Origin of the sequence: Cyclobacterium sp. 1_MG-2023, from assembly GCF_030546805.1 — a bacterium.
Taxonomy (GTDB): Bacteria; Bacteroidota; Bacteroidia; order Cytophagales; family Cyclobacteriaceae; genus Cyclobacterium.
This window is the reverse complement of sequence record NZ_JAUOPC010000004.1, coordinates 1-16,318: the sequence shown is the minus strand read 5'-3', so window position 1 is coordinate 16,318 and position 16,318 is coordinate 1. Positions and strand designations below refer to the sequence as shown.

The window sequence follows — 16,318 nt, the reverse complement described above, 5'->3', positions numbered from 1 at the left end:
CAAAAGCGGAAAGTCCTCCGGCCTTTTTGAAAAGAAAAATCAAAGACGTGGTATTTACCTGAAATTCAGGATCCGATCCTCTTCATCTCCTATGCCATGAATAATTAATTTATCTTTCTCTACTGTGACAATTGCCCCAAGTGCAGGAGATTCAGCCTCCACCATACCCAAAAAAGTCAGGTGGTGCATGCCATTTTCATCTTGGAAATAATTGCCGGCGTGATGGTGCCCCGAAAGCCAGGCCACCATGGCAGGTGAATTGCCTATTCTATCCAGCACTTCCTTATGATTAAGTAAGTGAAGCCCATTTTCCGGCAACAACGGATAATGGCAAAATGCCACAACATGCTTTCCTTCTGTCTCTGCTTTATTTACCAAAGCTTCCATCCATTGCAATTGTTCCTCTCCTACTCCTCCATTCCACGGTTTCACATTGTTTGCTCCTTCTGCTTCTAAGGCTTCCATCATCATCAAAGCTTCCTCATGTTGGGTAGAACCTTCCGGATGTCCTCCCATGCTTATGTCCATCCCATTGACCATCATAAATACCATGTCTCCAATCTCCATGGAATGGTATCCTTTTTCGTTCCCTACTTTTTTGCCTACCTTTTGTTTAAGGCTATCCAGTACAGAGAAATCGTGATTTCCCCAAACATAATGCACAGGAGCTTTGCTCTCTTCTAAAATGGACAAAGGGGCATCAAAACTTTCGAAATCACGGTCTATTAAGTCACCCAGATGCACAGTAAATTTAAGATCATAGGCATTTAAATAAGGAATGGTTCGCTTAAGGGTTTCCAAAGTCCCTCGGTAATTTCGTTTTCCCGCAGTTTCAACGTCGGCATACTGTATGTCTGACAATACACCAAAAGAAAAACTCTTCCTGATATTTTTTGCTTCCATTAATTGCATCATTTGATCGGCATATCGCTCTCCTAATAAAACCTGACTCGGACTATCAAAGTGGGTACTATCAAAGGTAGTCGTGCCAAAAGACCGGGCTAGTCCCGTATGCGGCATCACCTTCGGAAGGCTTAGTAAGGTGTCATTAAGTACCTTTCTGCTTTCTTTGTCTTCTGACAATTGGCCGGCCACAAAAGGCAAATCAGGTAAATTGAGACTGTCACGCAAGGCAGTAATCAAGTGACTTATTTTTCCTAAATACTGATCTGCTTCCTTTACATCACCTTCACCTTGATGCCAGATAATGCCTCTGATCTTACCACTTTCTGCGGCCAGTCTAGCACGGGAGATAATTTCCGAAAAGAACAGAGTGCCAGGCATCCACTCATCAATTACACTCCCCCCTTTGGCATTGACCACAAGACCAATTTTTTTATCCTGATTGTAATCATGCATTTTTCTGGCAAAACCATAGGCAGGGCTTAGTCGTTGCATGCTCACCACTTTCCTAACAGTCGAATACAGGTTTAATGGATTGCTGGCCTGCAGCCATTCTTTTCCGGTAAATAGATAAACATCTTCTATCGGGGCTTCCAAATCAGCTATGATTTCTGCCCTCCCGGCCATGTTGGATTGACCGATGGCCAAGTAAATATCCAAGCTATCAATCTCCTGAGCTTGGAGAAAAAAAGTAATTGGCAATAAAAACGATAACAATAAGAACTTCTTAATAAGGACGGACATAAAGGTGATTGGATTTTTATGGAAAAAGATGTGCTAAGATTAAAAAAATTCCATTAAAATCACCCGTTTTTACTCCGCTTTTTGCAAAATTTCGTCTACTTTTTCCTCGATAAGTGGAAGGGAGGCCCTTAACTCATCGAAACTATTCACAATAAAATACCTGTCCTGAAATTTATTCTTCCAAAAAGGAGTATTCAAGACCGCCTCCACCTCATAGGTACAATGCTTGGGCTCATCCGAAAGGCTATAATACATTTCTCCGGAGGAGCTAAGTATTCCTGCCCCATATACCCTGAGCCCATTTTTTTCTCTAATTAGGCCAAACTCCACAGTATACCAATAAACCCTTTCGAGCAACTCTAAGGCCAAAGGATTGTCTCTATACCTTTCGGTAATAGTGGCTAAACCTTGTAAAAATTGGGAAAAGCTTTCATTCATCAATAAAGGTAAATGGCCAAAGGCATCATGAAATAAATCAGGGGCTGTCGGGTAATCCAATTCATCCAATCTTCTTAGCCAGGAAGTGACCGGGAATTTCTTGGCCTGCAATAGGCTAAAAAACAAGCTGTCACTAATTCGGCCCGGGACCACCTGTACTCGCCACCCTGTGTTCATTCCTAACCGGTAGGACACTTCTTTTAAATTCACTATCTTTTCTTCAGACAAACGCAAAGATTTAAAACCATCTATATATTCTTGCGCAGCAACTGTCGGAAGTTTTTTTGACTGTTTCTTAAATAAGGTTTCCCAAACTTTAAAATCTTCGGCATTATAGGTCCTTATATCCTGCTGAAATAGGCCTAAACCGGGGTCGGTGAAAATTCTGTTAAAACGTATATTTTTCATTTTTTATCGCAAAAATTGAATCGCTTTTATTGGTAAACACCTGGACTTTTAAAAGCTTACTTAGATTATAAACGAATCTTTAGAGCAAAGGATTGTAATTTCATTGCTCTTTAGTGTAGCTCAGCTCTAATAAAATAAAAACCACTGACTTACACCACTTTATATAATTTAAAATTTGTTAAAAGCTTAAAACAGCTAAAAATTTACTTTGTTAGAATGGAATTATTTGAATAATCCGGCGCATCACTCCACCTTCTTTAAAGACTAATCATACTTGCCGGTTAGTTTGCTTCCCCTTGATACTTTAATGCTTTCCCGTAACTTACCCTCATAAATGCCAAAACAATAAATGGAGCAGATAAGAAATTATTTTGAGCAGCTTGTGGCTATCTCTGACCAAGATTGGGCTTTGTTTTCTTCCAAGCTTAAAAAAAGTGAATACCCTAAAAAATCCTGCTTGCTAAAAGTTGGAGAGACAGAATCTCATTTGTCGTTTATTGCAAAAGGGGCTGTCAGGCTATTTATTCCTAAAATAGAAAATGACTTAACTTTCGGCTTTTGTTTTCAAGGGCAATTTGTCAGTGCCTATGATTCTTTTTTAAGTCGGCAACCTTGTACCTATCAAGTAGAAACCATGACCCAAACCAGCCTTTGGCGCATTTCCTACGAAGACTTGCAGTTTATTTACGCCAACACCAATATTGGGAATACCATAGGAAGACTGGCTGCTGAAAGCCAATTCCTGATAAAATCCGAAAGAGAACTTTCCTTTTTAGAGCAAACAGCAGAGGAAAGGTACAAGGCACTCTTTATAAAGCGTCCAAATTTAATTTTAGAGATCCCACTCAAATACATTGCTTCCTATGTGGGAGTAACCCCTCAGGCACTTAGCAGAATAAGAAAGCGAATTTCTTAACCCGGGTTCATTTTCTCAAGGAAAAATTTTACCCACCTTTGAAAAAAAAACATGAAACCTTTTGTCCTGCTAATTACCATAACCCTACTTTCTATAGGCTATTTCAAACTTGTCCATGGCAATTATAAGTTTGCTCTAGCTGCCAGAATAGGCTTCTCTGCCATGCTGCTTTTTACAGCTTTGGGACACTTTATGTTCACAGAAGGGATGGCAATGATGATTCCTGATTTTTTACCATACAAAAAAGAGCTTGTCTATTTTACAGGCATTATCGAAATTTTTGGAGCCATTGGTTTACTCCTGTCTCAGTTTAGAACAGTCACAGCCTACTTATTGATCCTATTTTTCCTACTGATCCTACCTGCAAATATCAAGGCTGCTATGGAACAAATCGATTATCAAGAAGCAAACCATGGAGGCAGTGGATTGACTTATCTATGGTTCAGAGTTCCCTTGCAAATTTTATTTATTGCATGGGTGTATTTTTCATCCATTAAACCCGAAAAAAGTAATATACCTTCAATTAGGCCTTAAAATCGTTTCAAAATTAGCCACTTAAAATTATGTGGAAATCGTCAATCCGAGAATTAACATTTTGAAGACGCAGCAATCATGATGGCAGTATTCAATGCCGCAGTCCAGCGGTGTGCAATCTTTGTAGTATAATTCGTCATTCCGAGACTTTGCAGGGGCTTTGGCACGGTGGAAGTCGAAGGAAGCCCCAGCGTTATGAGATTACCACAGCCTTTCCCTACGCAACACCTCTACAAAAAAGGTTCGAAATGACGATGTAACGATATTTTTAGCATAATTATAACTCGTGTTGAGGTTTTAAATAGAGGACAGTATATCTATACTGAGTCTTTCACCATTTCGATTGTTACTTTTTTCTGCATGCCTGCCCTGAAATGCAGTAACTCAGGGCCTGCCCTGACCCTAGTCAGTGGTCAAAGAAGTAAGCAACCTGTCCTGAAGCGGAGCTAGTCAGGAGAAAAAGCCCGCCGCTGAGTATCTTTTCGGCTAAAATTTAAGGCCTCCCACACACAGGCAAACTCCTTGTTTTTGGTTTTAATGTTGGCGTTGCTTTTTAATGTTAAATAAACCAAAAACTTCGTCAAACAGTGCCAGTGCCCTTGCCAACCCCGCTTAAATTTCTTAACGCCGAAAATCTACAAGGCGGATTTTAATATATTCGTCATTCCGAGAATTAAGATTTTGAAAACGCAGCAATCATGATGGCAGTATTCAATGCCGCAGTCCAGCGGTGTGCAATCTTTGTAGGAGGAATCTGCAAAATATTGGGAGCCAAAAATCCCCCTTTCAAAAAAAAGGGGGATTTACCTTATCTGTCTTTCCTGTGTTTATTTCAGGTAGGGAACTGCTTGATTAAATAAACCTAATTTTACCAGCAACTATTAAAATCGAACTGAAGTAAATCGAAAGAAGCCTGTAGGGCTTCAACTTCAATAACCACGGGTGAAACCCGTGGACGGCAAATTCCACATCAATCCCTCAACCCCGATAGTGGGTTGAACAATCCCTCTTCTCACAAAAAGTATCTAATGCAACACTCCAGCCGAGGGCAATCTTTGTAGGAGGAATCTCCAAAGCATTGAGATCGAAAATCCCCCCTTTTTTTCCTTGTCAAGGGGGATTTTGAGCTTTCAGCAATGAAGTGACTTTTGCTAAACGTGAGATAGCATCTTTCGGAAAAACCGCTAGACCAGAAGGAGGGATTGCCACAGCCTTTCCCTACGAAACACCACCCCAATAAAGGGTTCGAAATGACGATGTAACGATATTTTTAGCATAATTATAACTCGAGTTGAGGTTTTAAATAGAGGACAGTATATCTATACCGAGTCTTTCACCATTTCGATTGTCACTTTTTTGCTGCAGGTCAAAAAAGTGACGAAAAAAACCCGCCGCTGTGTATCTTTTTGGCTAAAATTTAAGGCCTCCCGCACACAGGCAAACTCCGGTATTTAAGGTTTCGCCTTTAACAATTGCTATTTCTAGAGGCTCATCCTCTAAATCCTTTTCCAACCATGCCTGTGCCCTTGCCTTCTCATCTTAAATTTCTTAACGCCGAAAATCTACAAGGCGGAATTAAAATATTCATCATTCCGAGGCTTTGCAGAAGCCTTGCGAGTAGAAAGTCGGAGGAATCTCCAAAGCATTGAGATCGAAAATCCCCCTTTTTTTTCCTTGTCAAGGGGGAATTTGAGCTTTTATCAATGGAGTGACTTTTGCTTAACCTGGGATAGCATCTCTCGGAAAAACTGCTAAACCAGAAGGAGGGATTACCACAGCCTTTCCCTACCCAACACCTCTCCAAAAAGGGTTCGCAAGGACGACGTTTCCGCTTTTATAGCCATTTAGTCGAGCAGGGCTTATTACCTAATCCGATTTAAACGTATTTCCATCGAGTGCTACAAAGATTTTGTCAGCATTATAGAAAAACTACAATGCTGACAAGATATTTCAATCAATTGTTTATCAGTTGTTTATAATAAAAATAAAAAACTGATAAACCCATTGACTAAGGCCTAATGCAAATCAAATGATTTTCTCATCTCAAAGATTTTCCTAATGTAGCCAATCAGATCGCTACTTTGGGTAAAGTTTAAGGTCTGCTGTCCGTCAGAATAGGCTTTATCCGGATGCTCATGCGATTCGTAAATGATTCCATCTGCGCCGGCCATCACCCCTGCCAAGGCCATTTGTGGTACAAAGTCACGTATACCAATACCATGAGAAGGATCCACCACTACCGGCAAATGGGATTTAGACTTTAGAATGGGAACAGCATTCAGGTCTAAGGTATTTCTGCTTGCCCTTTCGTAGGTACGGATTCCGCGCTCACAAAGAATAAGTTTTTCATTCCCCCCTGAGAACACATATTCCGCAGATTGAAGCAGTTCTTCGATTGTTCCCGATATCCCCCTTTTGATTAACACAGCTTTGTCAATTTTACCCAATTCATCCAAAAGGTTAAAGTTTTGGGTGTTTCTGGCTCCTACTTGAAAAATATCTACATAATCGTGCATTTCTTCTATCTGGGAAACCTGCATGACTTCAGTTACGATTTTAATTCCTGCAGCATTTGCATGTCGGTACCAAAGCTTAAGTCCATCCATGCCCAAGCCTCTAAATGCATAGGGGCTACTCCTGGGTTTGAATACTCCACCCCGCATCATGCTTACCTGGTTTTCTTTTAGGTGAGCGATTACACGTTCAATTTGTTCTTCTGATTCTATGGAACAGGGTCCGGAAATAATGGCCATATCCCCATCCTTTATTTCAATTCCATCCCCAAGATCAATGGAAGTTGGTTTTGCTTTCCACTTTTTAGACACCAATTTATATTCATCAGACACCACGTGGATGTCTAAAATACCATCCATGGCTCCAATTTTTCTAATGTCGTAGGCCGTCTTTCCTATACCTATCAGGTAATTTCCGGCTTGTGTTTTCACCTCAGTCACCTTATAGCCTATGCCATTGATCTTTTCAATCAAATTATCTGTTTGTTGCCGGCTTATGTCTGCCTTTAGCTGTACGATCATGATATGACGCCTTTAATATATGTTTTGATTTCTTCCTTGAGTGATTTTGCCTCCCTGACAACATTGATAAAAGCACTCCCTATAATTGCTCCATGTGAATAAGTTGAAGCAGTTGTAAAGGAGGCCTTGTCTGAGATGCCAAAGCCGATCAATCGTGGGTTCTTAAGGCCCATATCTCTCACTCTCTCAAAATAGGCTATTTGCTCCGGACTCACCTCTTTTTTAGCTCCCGTAATACTGGCGGAAGAGACCATATAAATAAACCCATCTGTTTTGCTATCAATTTCTCGAATCCTTTCCTCAGAAGTCTGAGGAGAAATCAGGAAGGTGTTTCTAAGATTATAAGTGTCAAACAGCTCTTTATAAGCATCTGTATATTGCTGCATTGGCAGGTCAGGAATAATCACTCCATCAACTCCTACTTCCTGACATTTTTTGCAAAATGCTTCCATTCCATATTGAACTATAGGATTTAAATACCCCATCAACACCACAGGGATATTTAACTTGCTCCTTAAGCCTTCCAATTGAGTAAATAGCAATTTAAGTGTCATTCCATTGTTAAGGGCAACATTATTGCTATCCTGAATGGTGGGGCCGTCGGCTACAGGGTCAGAATAGGGAATGCCTATTTCAATTATATCTGCTCCTGCCTCCTCAATGGCTTCCATAATTCTGATGGTATCGTCCAACTTAGGGAAACCTGCTGTAAAGTATATAGAAAGGATATTGCCATCCTTATTTTTAAATAATTCGTCTATTCGATTCATGGCCATTAATAATTACCCCATTTAATATATGTTTCCAAATCCTTGTCTCCTCTTCCTGACAAATTGATTACGATGATATCCGAGGCCTTGAATTTCAGCTGGTTCAAGGCAGAAAGTGCATGGGCCGATTCTATGGCTGGTATAATTCCTTCCAAACGACTCAATTCTATCCCTGCTTTCATCGCATCCTCATCTTCTACCGCCAAAAACTCTCCTCTGCCTGATGCAAATAAATGGGCATGCACAGGACCTATTCCAGGATAATCCAAGCCTGCGGAAATACTGTGAGGCTCTACTACCTGTCCATCTTCTGTTTGCATAAGTAAGGTCTTGCTCCCATGAAGAATGCCCGGTTTTCCAAGCTGAGTAGTGGCTGCAGACTTACCGGAGCTTACACCAAGACCGGCAGCTTCCACCGCTATTAATCTTACTTTTTCGTCATTGTAATAATGGAAAAACGCCCCTGCAGCGTTGCTACCTCCTCCTACGCAGGCAACAACTATGTCCGGGCTATCTTTCCCCTCTTTTTCTAGGAGTTGTGTCTTGATCTCAGCAGAAATTACCGACTGAAATCTGGCTACCATTTCCGGGTAAGGATGAGGCCCCACTACAGATCCAATGATATAATGCGTATCAACCGGGTTGTTGATCCACTGCCGCATGGCTTCATTGGTGGCATCTTTTAGGGTTTTACTGCCTGAATTGGCCGGCACTACTGTGGCACCCAGAATCCGCATGCGTTCCACATTGGGTTTTTGCCGCTCCATATCAATGGCTCCCATATAAACGGTACATTCCATTCCCATCAGGGCACAAACAGTAGCTGTGGCTACACCATGTTGTCCTGCCCCTGTTTCTGCAATAATCCGCTTTTTATTGAGTTTTTTGGCAAGGATAATTTGGCCTATGGTATTGTTAATTTTATGGGCACCGGTATGGCATAAGTCCTCCCTTTTAAGGTAGATTTTTGCTCCATATTCTTTAGATAATCTTTCGGCAAAAAACAAAGGAGTAGGTCTCCCCACATAATCTTTGAGCAAACGGTCAAATTCCTCCTTAAAAGCTTCCGAAGCCATGATTTGCTCATAATTTTCTCTAAGCTCTTCTATGTTGGGATACAGCATTTCAGGAATATAGGCTCCCCCAAAATCACCGTAAAATCCATTTTCATCAATCTTTATCATTGGTTCTCTTTTTTATCGCTGTGGCAGCCTTATCTCTGATTGCTGCCGTAAATGTCTTTATTTTTTCCAAATCTTTGACACCCTTGGAAATTTCAAATTTTGAGTTGATGTCAATTCCCACCATGGCAGGAAAAGCCTTATAACAAGCCAAAAGATTTTCCACATCTTTGGATGCTATTCCTCCGCTTAACAAAAAAGGGGTCTTATAAGGATACGTTTCTAATAACTCCCAATTGAACTGATGGCCTGTGCCCCCGTAGGAAGGACCGTCTGTATCAAATAGAAAATAATCAACCAGGTCTATATAGGGTTCCAAAGATTTCCAACTCCACTCTGCTCCTACTCTAAAAACCTTGATCAGTTTTGCTTTGGACTGTTTCCTAAGGGCTTGTAGCTGAGTCGGAGATTCATCTCCATGAAGTTGAACCATGGAAAGGCCATAATCCTTAACTATGCTAAGGATTTCTTTGGTACTTTCATTGACAAACACGCCAACTTTGGGCAGAGCTATGCTTTTATATAGGGCAACATCCTGTCCAAAATTAGGAACATAACGCCCTGAAGGGGGATAAAATATCATCCCCATCCAATCGACTCCCTCTATTTCCAATAAACCTGAAATATTCTCAGGCTCAGCCATGCCGCAAACCTTGATGATCATACGGCTACTTGTCCTTTGGAAGCTGCCAATAACTTCCTGTATTGTTGCATAAAATTATAAGCCGCTTGGTGAGGGCGGATGGTCTTCATAAAGTTCTCTCCAATCAGGAACCCATCATAACCGGCCTGTTTTAATTGGACCAAAGTGGCCGGATCAGAAATGCCACTTTCTGAAATTTTGGTAAAGGTATTTGGTATGGCTTCCACCAGATCCAAAGAGGTTTGAATATTCACTTCAAAGGTCTTCAGGTTTCGGTTGTTTACGCCTACAAGGTCTACATTTACATTGAGGCTTTTTTCCAACTCCTCCCCATCATGCACTTCCAATAATACCTCTAAGCCCAGGCTTTTTGCAAAGACTGCCAATTCATTGAGTCGTTTTGGCTCCAAGGCAGCCGCTATTAATAAGATACAATCTGCTCCAATGGACCTGGCCTCTATGATTTGGTATTCATCTACTGTAAAATCTTTTCGTAAGATTGGGCAGAAATTGAATTTCCTTGCCAAGCCAAGATCCGCTTCACTTCCTCCAAAAAAGTCCTTGTCTGTCAATACAGACAAAGCGGAAGCTCCGGCCTGCATGTAACCAATTGTTGTTTGCTCAACCTTTGCTGTCCCATTGATAAGACCTTTTGAAGGCGATCTTCTTTTGAATTCAGCAATGATCCCGGTCTTCTCCGGGTTGGTGACATATTTTTTCATTGAAACCACCTCACCTTCGAAAAACAAACTTTTCTCCAGCAATTTTTGGGGATAAAGGGCCTTCCGTTCTGCTATTTCCTCCTTTTTTCGAGCAATTATTTTTTCCAGAATATTCATATTTAGCTAATATTTATGGAGGTTTTAGGATTAATCAATTCTTTGAAGACTTTAAGCGCCGTACCATTTTTAAGGGTTTCCGTAGCTTTATCTCTCGCGGTATCCAGACTCCAATCCGGCTTGGAGGTGGTAAGGGCGAGGGTAGCATTGGCTATTACAACTGCTTCTTGTTCAGGACTTCCTTTACCTTTCAAGATATTCATAAAAATGTCAGCAGATTCCTCAATGGTGGTTCCTCCTTTAATGGTTTCAGGCATTATGGTATTGAAGCCCAATTCTTCTGGACTTACAATTTTTTCCCCATCGTTAGAAATCCACTTTAGATCTCCTGTCAGTGACACTTCGTCATATCCATCCAAGGCATGCAAAATACTAAATCTCACATCATTGCTTTGGTACAGGTAACCATACAAGCGCGCAAGTTCAAGACTAAAAACACCTACCAATTGTTTTTTTGGGAAACTTGGATTCACCATGGGGCCCAGCATATTAAAGAAAGTTTTCACCCCTAACTCTTTGCGCACCGGGCCTATGTGTTTCATGGCCGGGTGAAAAAGAGGTGCATGCAAAAAACAAATCCCGGCATTATCGAGACTGCTTTTCAACTGATCCACATCGTTGGTAAACTCATAACCGAAATGAGCCAATAGATTGGAAGATCCACAAACCGAGGAAACCCCCACATTACCATGCTTGGCTACGGGTTGTCCTGCGCCGGCTACTATAAAGGAAGCCAAGGTTGATACATTAAAGGTATCTTTGCCATCTCCACCGGTGCCACATAAATCAATGGCATCATATTCCGGTATATCCACGGCGATACACCTTTCAAGCATGGCCTCTCTAAATCCCATCAACTCTTCAACCCTCACACTTCGCATCATAAATATGGTCAAGAAAGCAGCCATCTGACTGGTATTTACCTCACCGGAAGTCATTTCTTTCAATACCCCTTTTGCTTGTTCTTTGCTAAGGGTCTTGTGTTCTATCAGGTGGTTAAGTATCTCTTTCATTAATTGTTATTTTTTTTACCTTCAATCCAGTTTTTTATTATTTGCACCCCATTTTCAGTTAGGATGCTCTCGGGATGAAATTGCAAACCGCGTACTTCAAATTCTTTGTGCTTGATGGCCATTATTTGACCATCAGGAGTTTTGGAGGTAACCTCTAGTACTTCAGGAAGCATCGTTGCATCTATCACCCAACTGTGGTACCTGCCAACGGTAAAGTATTCAGGCAAGCCATCAAACAACAAATCAGGTTTGATCTTGATTTTGCTCGCTACACCATGAACCACCTCTGTTAAATTGATAAGTCCTGCTTCAAAAGCCTCGCCAATAGCCTGGTGGCCAAGACAAACACCCAAAATATCTTTACTAGGCGCATATTTTTTAATTAGTTCAGGCATAATGCCAGCCTCTGAAGGGAGTCCGGGGCCCGGGGAAAGCAATATTTTGTCATAAGCGTCCACCTCTTCCAAACTTATTTTATCATTTCTAATAATATCCATTGAATCTCCATAACCTAACTCTCGGATAATGTAAACCAAGTTATAGGTGAAGGAATCGTAATTGTCCAGTACCAGTATTTTCATCTGTAAATCCTTTTCTATTTAATTAAATTGTCTCCGCAGACTTAAGGGCTACCCGCAAGGCTTCCAGCTTATTGCTGACCTCTTGAAGTTCACTCTCAATAGAAGACTTGGCCACTACCCCTGCACCTGCCTGAAAACGCAATTGGTTATTTTCTGATACGAATGAACGGATCAGAATGGCGTGATTAAAATCTCCGTTGAAGCCCAAAAAGCCTATGGCTCCCCCATAAAATTTCCTAGCGCTATTTTCAAGGTTATCTATCAATTCCATGGCCCTGTATTTGGGTGCCCCGGACAAGGTACCGGCAGGAAAAGTATCGGCAACAAGTTGCAGCGGATTGGCTCCCTCGGGTAGGTCCCCGGTTACTTTAGACACCAAATGAATGACATGTGAATAGTATTGAATCTCTTTAAAAACTTCCACATTCACCTTTTCAGAAGACCTGCTTAAATCATTTCTGGCCAAATCTACCAACATGACATGCTCAGAATTCTCTTTCGGATCATCATAAAGTTTTACCGCCAATTCAGCATCAGATTTGTCATTTCCCGTACGTTTAAAGGTCCCTGCAATCGGATATATGGTTGCTTTCCTTCCTTTTACTACAATTTGAGCTTCCGGACTACTTCCAAAAATCTTATAAGAACCATAGTCAAAATAAAATAAATAGGGAGAGGGATTAATGGATCGCAATGCCCGGTAAACATTAAATTCATCCCCTTTAAACCCGGTTGAAAAGGAGCGAGACAATACTATTTGGAAAACATCTCCTCGGAAACAATGATCCCTTCCCTTGGCAAGAATATCTAAAAATTCATTATCAGTATAGTTGGAGGTCTCCTTGCCGTCCAGACTAAATGAATAGCTTGGTATATTTTTGTTATTGAGAATCATTTCAATTTTTGGAATTCCCGAGTCCTCTTCTCCCCCTTCCAAATAATGCTCAAAAATATAAAGCTCATTTTTAAAATGATCTACCACAATCATGTTTTTGTACACCGCATAGTGAATCAAAGGGGTGTTCGAAGCTTGAGGGTTGTTGATGGTGATGTCTTCAAAATAACTTACCCCATCGTATTGAATATAGCCAAAAAGACCGTTGGTAATAAACTTAAAGTCCATCTCCTCTTCCTGAAAGGTGTTCCCAAACTGCCTTAGCTCATCCATAATATTGTCTGTTTTCTCGAGCTTCTTCACTGAGGTGCTCTGATCGGGAAAAGACTGATGGACTTCACCATTTATTAGAGAAAAAGTTGCCATGGGTTCGCAACAGATGTAGGAATAACTGTTTTCATTCCCATGGTAATCTGAGCTTTCCAGAAGAATGGTATTGTTATACCTGTCACGAATCTGAAGGTAAATACTCACCGGAGTGATGGTATCCGCCAAAAGCTTTTTATACCGGGTTTTGATTCTTATTTTATTCATTATTTGGGTATTTAAAATAAAAAAAAGGCTTGCCGGGAATCCAGCAAGCCTAAGTATATCGATTGATCAAAATTTGGCAATAGTTAGCTGTTCCCCTTTAAAAGAAGTAAGAAAGCCACCACCAATTTTGATTCTGATTTTTCATAACGTTGAGCAAATATAGAAAAGGGCGTCGATTTTAAAAAGGTATTTTAATATATTTTTAAAATTGTTCCTTTACTATAAGCTATTCGCGTCAATTTAAGGTTTCAATTCATGAACAATAGCTTCGTTGTCAATGGCTTCAAATCTGGATTTGTGACTTAAGAATTCAGGAACCATTTTTTTCATTTGTCCCACCAAAGTCATTTCTCCTTCATTGCCTTTCATTTCCATCAATAAGGATACATCAAAATTAACTTCTTCGAAATTTCCAGGCCTTACTTGAGCGATTTTAATTTTCGGGTGATGCGTTTCCAAAGATTTCTCTTGATCATTAAGCACTTCCTCATATAACTTCTCACCAGGTCTCAAGCCTGTGATGCGGATCATGATGTCCACATCAGGTTTTTTGCCACTCAAGTGAATCATTTTCCTAGCCAAATCAATGATTTTAACCGGTTCTCCCATATCGAATACGAAAATCTCTCCACCATTACCCATAACTCCGGCTTCCAAGACAAGGTCACAAGCCTCAGGAATGGTCATAAAGTAACGTGTAACTTTTGCATCCGTCACGGTTAGAGGGCCGCCTTTTTTAATTTGTTCTTTGAACAACGGAATAACAGATCCGTTGGAGCCCAATACATTCCCAAATCTTGTGGTAATGAATCGTGTACCACCATTTCCGGATTCTCTAAGCTTTTTATCAAGGCTTTGAATGTACATCTCAGCAATACGCTTACTTGCCCCCATCACATTGGTAGGGTTCACAGCTTTATCCGTACTCACCAAGACAAATTTCTCTACACCATACCTTACGGCCAAGTCCGCTACTGTTTTGGTTCCAAGGACATTGCACCTCACTGCCTGAATCGGATACCTCTCCATCATTGGTACGTGTTTGTAGGCCGCAGCGTGAAAAATAACCTCAGGTCTGTAAGTCTTAATGATATGCTCGAGGTTTTCCTCATCCGTTACATCTGCCAAAACAGTCTGTAAACCCAAATCTTCAAACTCACTTTCCAACCTGATTTCATGCTCATGTAAAGGCGATTCTGCCTTATCCAGCATGATCAAGAATCCGGGATTAGCCCTAGCTACTTGCTTACATATTTCACTTCCTATAGAACCTGCAGCTCCTGTCACCAAAATGGTTTTTCCACTGAGGTAACTTGCTACATTTTTATTCTTTAACATGATGGCATCCCTACTAAGTAAATCTTCAATGTTTACTTCCCTCAAGCTGCCTGTTTTAGTGCTACCATCTACCCACTCATTTACGGGTGTAATGGTAAGCGCATGTATATTTAGTGTAATACACCTGTCAATGATTTCTCTTTTCCTAGCCGGAGAAAGGTCCATCACCGAAATAATCAATTCCTTAACCCCTTTTTCTTTCACCAAGCTATCCAACATATTCAAGCCACCGTGAACCCTGATTCCTTCAACCTTTTTCTTTTGTTTCTTAGGGTCATCATCTAAAAACCCGTGGACATTAAACTTATAATGCGTGTTTTTCAAGATCGCCTTATGAATAAGAATACCTGCTTCTCCCGCTCCAAAAATTAAAACGTCCTTTTCAGGCAAATTAGATTCAACTTTGTACTTGATAAGGCTGAAAACTTCCTTTACAAACAAGCGATAAACCATTAAAAAAGACAAGGTCAATACCGATGTGATCACCAAAACTGATAAAGGAAGGAAATGCTTGCCCGGAACCAAGAAAACACTGTAACCAAAATCCACCATATAGGCAACAACGGCAGTTATTATTGTGGTTCTCATTAACAATAAGCCATCACTTAGGGAAGTATGCCTTACAATCCCAACATAACTTTTCGTAAAAAACATTACCATTGCACCTATCAACAAATAGGCTGCTGCAGATCCTATTACCGGATAATCAGCCAATGATGCCCAGTCAAAATTGGCTCGAAGCCAAAATGCCAGGATAACACATTGAAACATAATGAAACCATCCAGAAATGCAATTATCCATCTGGGTAAAATGTTGATTTTTTTGCTCAAGTTGATCATAAAAAAACGTTGGTTAAAATGACCCGACTTACCGGTCAAAACTATAATTATTTCAAATCGATCGGGTTAAAAATATTTTTTAACACCACTTTGAAACAGCTTAAAATCGATGTTTCAAAATTTTAGTTATAATGGGTAGAAATTCATTCGATTAATCTCAATAATCGAATCGGTTACAGATTTATGTTAATAATTATGGATTTTATCCTTGGTTTTGCTGTTAAGTATCCTGTTGTAAAAAAGGAAATTCTGGGTTGAGCACTTTAGAGTTGTTTGAAAAATAGTCTCCATTTTATTATTCTCTTTAAAAATACCTACTGTACAAAACATGGTTAACGATTGCTTGTTTTATATAGTACTCAAATATACAAAAATTACTTAAAAAGTGCTAGAGGCGGTTAATATTGCCACTCCACAATTATTTATTTTTTTTATAGGGTTAAAACAAAATATTCGCTTCTACTTCCATTTCTTCATTTCACATATTATTTATTGCATTTCTCATTAGATCAGCCTTATTAAATTTTTTTGAAATTTTTTGAAAAATTATTGGTAAAAGGAGGGAAAAACACCTACTAAACACTTATTTCTTACAAATTAAAGAAATAATCAACCATCTTTTAGGTGGTATGAGTATTCCACTCCATAGTATACCACTATTCCAGAGCAAAGTATACCAGTGATTCCAGGGGAAAGTATACCAGTA

General features: G+C 40.2%; 13 protein-coding genes. 2 read left to right on the top strand and 11 right to left on the bottom strand.

Annotated features, from left to right (window positions below; translation table 11 throughout):
- Positions 1-54: 54 nt before the first annotated feature.
- Both Q4534_RS06805 and Q4534_RS06800 read right to left on the bottom strand, forming a co-directional pair.
- Positions 55-1,647, bottom strand: a complete 1,593-nt coding sequence (locus Q4534_RS06805) for a sialate O-acetylesterase (RefSeq protein ID WP_303612416.1) — start codon at positions 1,645-1,647, stop codon at positions 55-57.
- 69 nt (positions 1,648-1,716) lie between these two features.
- The gene (locus tag Q4534_RS06800) at positions 1,717-2,493 is read right to left on the bottom strand and encodes a phenylalanine 4-monooxygenase (RefSeq protein ID WP_303612415.1); all 777 of its coding nucleotides are present in this window, start codon (positions 2,491-2,493) and stop codon (positions 1,717-1,719) included.
- Between the two features lie 349 nt (positions 2,494-2,842).
- Here Q4534_RS06800 and Q4534_RS06795 point away from each other — a divergent pair, with 349 nt between their 5' ends.
- Together Q4534_RS06795 and Q4534_RS06790 are read left to right on the top strand one after the other, a co-directional pair.
- Positions 2,843-3,409, top strand: coding sequence for a Crp/Fnr family transcriptional regulator (locus Q4534_RS06795; RefSeq protein ID WP_303612414.1), 567 nt, complete (start codon positions 2,843-2,845; stop codon positions 3,407-3,409).
- Between the two features lie 51 nt (positions 3,410-3,460).
- Complete coding sequence (locus Q4534_RS06790; RefSeq protein WP_303612413.1) at positions 3,461-3,943, top strand: hypothetical protein; 483 nt, start codon at positions 3,461-3,463, stop codon at positions 3,941-3,943.
- Positions 3,944-5,958: 2,015 nt separating this feature from the next.
- On the opposite strand, the gene aroF is transcribed toward Q4534_RS06790, so the two are convergent.
- From aroF to Q4534_RS06745, 9 genes are all read right to left on the bottom strand, one after another.
- Entirely contained in the window at positions 5,959-6,978 is a 1,020-nt protein-coding gene (gene aroF / locus Q4534_RS06785; protein WP_303612412.1) for a 3-deoxy-7-phosphoheptulonate synthase, read from the bottom strand.
- Positions 6,975-7,748 (bottom strand): tryptophan synthase subunit alpha, encoded by a 774-nt coding sequence (gene trpA, locus Q4534_RS06780; protein ID WP_303612411.1) that lies wholly within the window; start codon positions 7,746-7,748, stop codon positions 6,975-6,977. Before trpA ends, aroF begins: the two co-directional genes overlap by 4 nt.
- Before the next feature lie 5 nt (positions 7,749-7,753).
- Positions 7,754-8,932 (bottom strand): tryptophan synthase subunit beta, encoded by a 1,179-nt coding sequence (gene trpB / locus Q4534_RS06775; RefSeq protein ID WP_303612410.1) that lies wholly within the window; start codon positions 8,930-8,932, stop codon positions 7,754-7,756.
- A complete protein-coding gene (locus Q4534_RS06770; RefSeq protein WP_303612409.1) occupies positions 8,919-9,593 on the bottom strand; it encodes a phosphoribosylanthranilate isomerase in 675 nt (224 codons plus the stop codon). The genes trpB and Q4534_RS06770 overlap by 14 nt, the downstream gene beginning before the upstream one ends.
- Complete coding sequence (gene trpC, locus Q4534_RS06765; RefSeq protein WP_303612408.1) at positions 9,590-10,411, bottom strand: indole-3-glycerol phosphate synthase TrpC; 822 nt, start codon at positions 10,409-10,411, stop codon at positions 9,590-9,592. The genes Q4534_RS06770 and trpC overlap by 4 nt, the downstream gene beginning before the upstream one ends.
- A 2-nt stretch (positions 10,412-10,413) precedes the next feature.
- Entirely contained in the window at positions 10,414-11,424 is a 1,011-nt protein-coding gene (gene trpD / locus Q4534_RS06760; protein ID WP_303612407.1) for an anthranilate phosphoribosyltransferase, read from the bottom strand.
- Entirely contained in the window at positions 11,424-12,005 is a 582-nt protein-coding gene (locus Q4534_RS06755; protein WP_303612406.1) for an aminodeoxychorismate/anthranilate synthase component II, read from the bottom strand. Before Q4534_RS06755 ends, trpD begins: the two co-directional genes overlap by 1 nt.
- 22 nt (positions 12,006-12,027) lie before the next feature.
- Complete coding sequence (locus Q4534_RS06750; protein WP_303612405.1) at positions 12,028-13,434, bottom strand: anthranilate synthase component I family protein; 1,407 nt, start codon at positions 13,432-13,434, stop codon at positions 12,028-12,030.
- 240 nt (positions 13,435-13,674) lie between these two features.
- Positions 13,675-15,612, bottom strand: a complete 1,938-nt coding sequence (locus tag Q4534_RS06745; RefSeq protein WP_303612404.1) for a nucleoside-diphosphate sugar epimerase/dehydratase — start codon at positions 15,610-15,612, stop codon at positions 13,675-13,677.
- Between the last annotated feature and the right edge of the window lie 706 nt (positions 15,613-16,318).

Excerpts from the sequence above, each read along its gene's own strand:
- Q4534_RS06805 (WP_303612416.1), bottom strand. The coding sequence starts at position 1,647 with ATGTCCGTCCTTATTAAGAAGTTCTTATTGTTATCGTTTTTATTGCCA.
- Q4534_RS06800 (WP_303612415.1), bottom strand. The coding sequence starts at position 2,493 with ATGAAAAATATACGTTTTAACAGAATTTTCACCGACCCCGGTTTAGGC.
- Q4534_RS06795 (WP_303612414.1), top strand. The coding sequence starts at position 2,843 with ATGGAGCAGATAAGAAATTATTTTGAGCAGCTTGTGGCTATCTCTGAC.
- Q4534_RS06790 (WP_303612413.1), top strand. The coding sequence starts at position 3,461 with ATGAAACCTTTTGTCCTGCTAATTACCATAACCCTACTTTCTATAGGC.
- aroF (WP_303612412.1), bottom strand. The coding sequence starts at position 6,978 with ATGATCGTACAGCTAAAGGCAGACATAAGCCGGCAACAAACAGATAAT.
- trpA (WP_303612411.1), bottom strand. The coding sequence starts at position 7,748 with ATGAATCGAATAGACGAATTATTTAAAAATAAGGATGGCAATATCCTT.
- trpB (WP_303612410.1), bottom strand. The coding sequence starts at position 8,932 with ATGATAAAGATTGATGAAAATGGATTTTACGGTGATTTTGGGGGAGCC.
- Q4534_RS06770 (WP_303612409.1), bottom strand. The coding sequence starts at position 9,593 with ATGATCATCAAGGTTTGCGGCATGGCTGAGCCTGAGAATATTTCAGGT.
- trpC (WP_303612408.1), bottom strand. The coding sequence starts at position 10,411 with ATGAATATTCTGGAAAAAATAATTGCTCGAAAAAAGGAGGAAATAGCA.
- trpD (WP_303612407.1), bottom strand. The coding sequence starts at position 11,424 with ATGAAAGAGATACTTAACCACCTGATAGAACACAAGACCCTTAGCAAA.
- Q4534_RS06755 (WP_303612406.1), bottom strand. The coding sequence starts at position 12,005 with ATGAAAATACTGGTACTGGACAATTACGATTCCTTCACCTATAACTTG.
- Q4534_RS06750 (WP_303612405.1), bottom strand. The coding sequence starts at position 13,434 with ATGAATAAAATAAGAATCAAAACCCGGTATAAAAAGCTTTTGGCGGAT.
- Q4534_RS06745 (WP_303612404.1), bottom strand. The coding sequence starts at position 15,612 with ATGATCAACTTGAGCAAAAAAATCAACATTTTACCCAGATGGATAATT.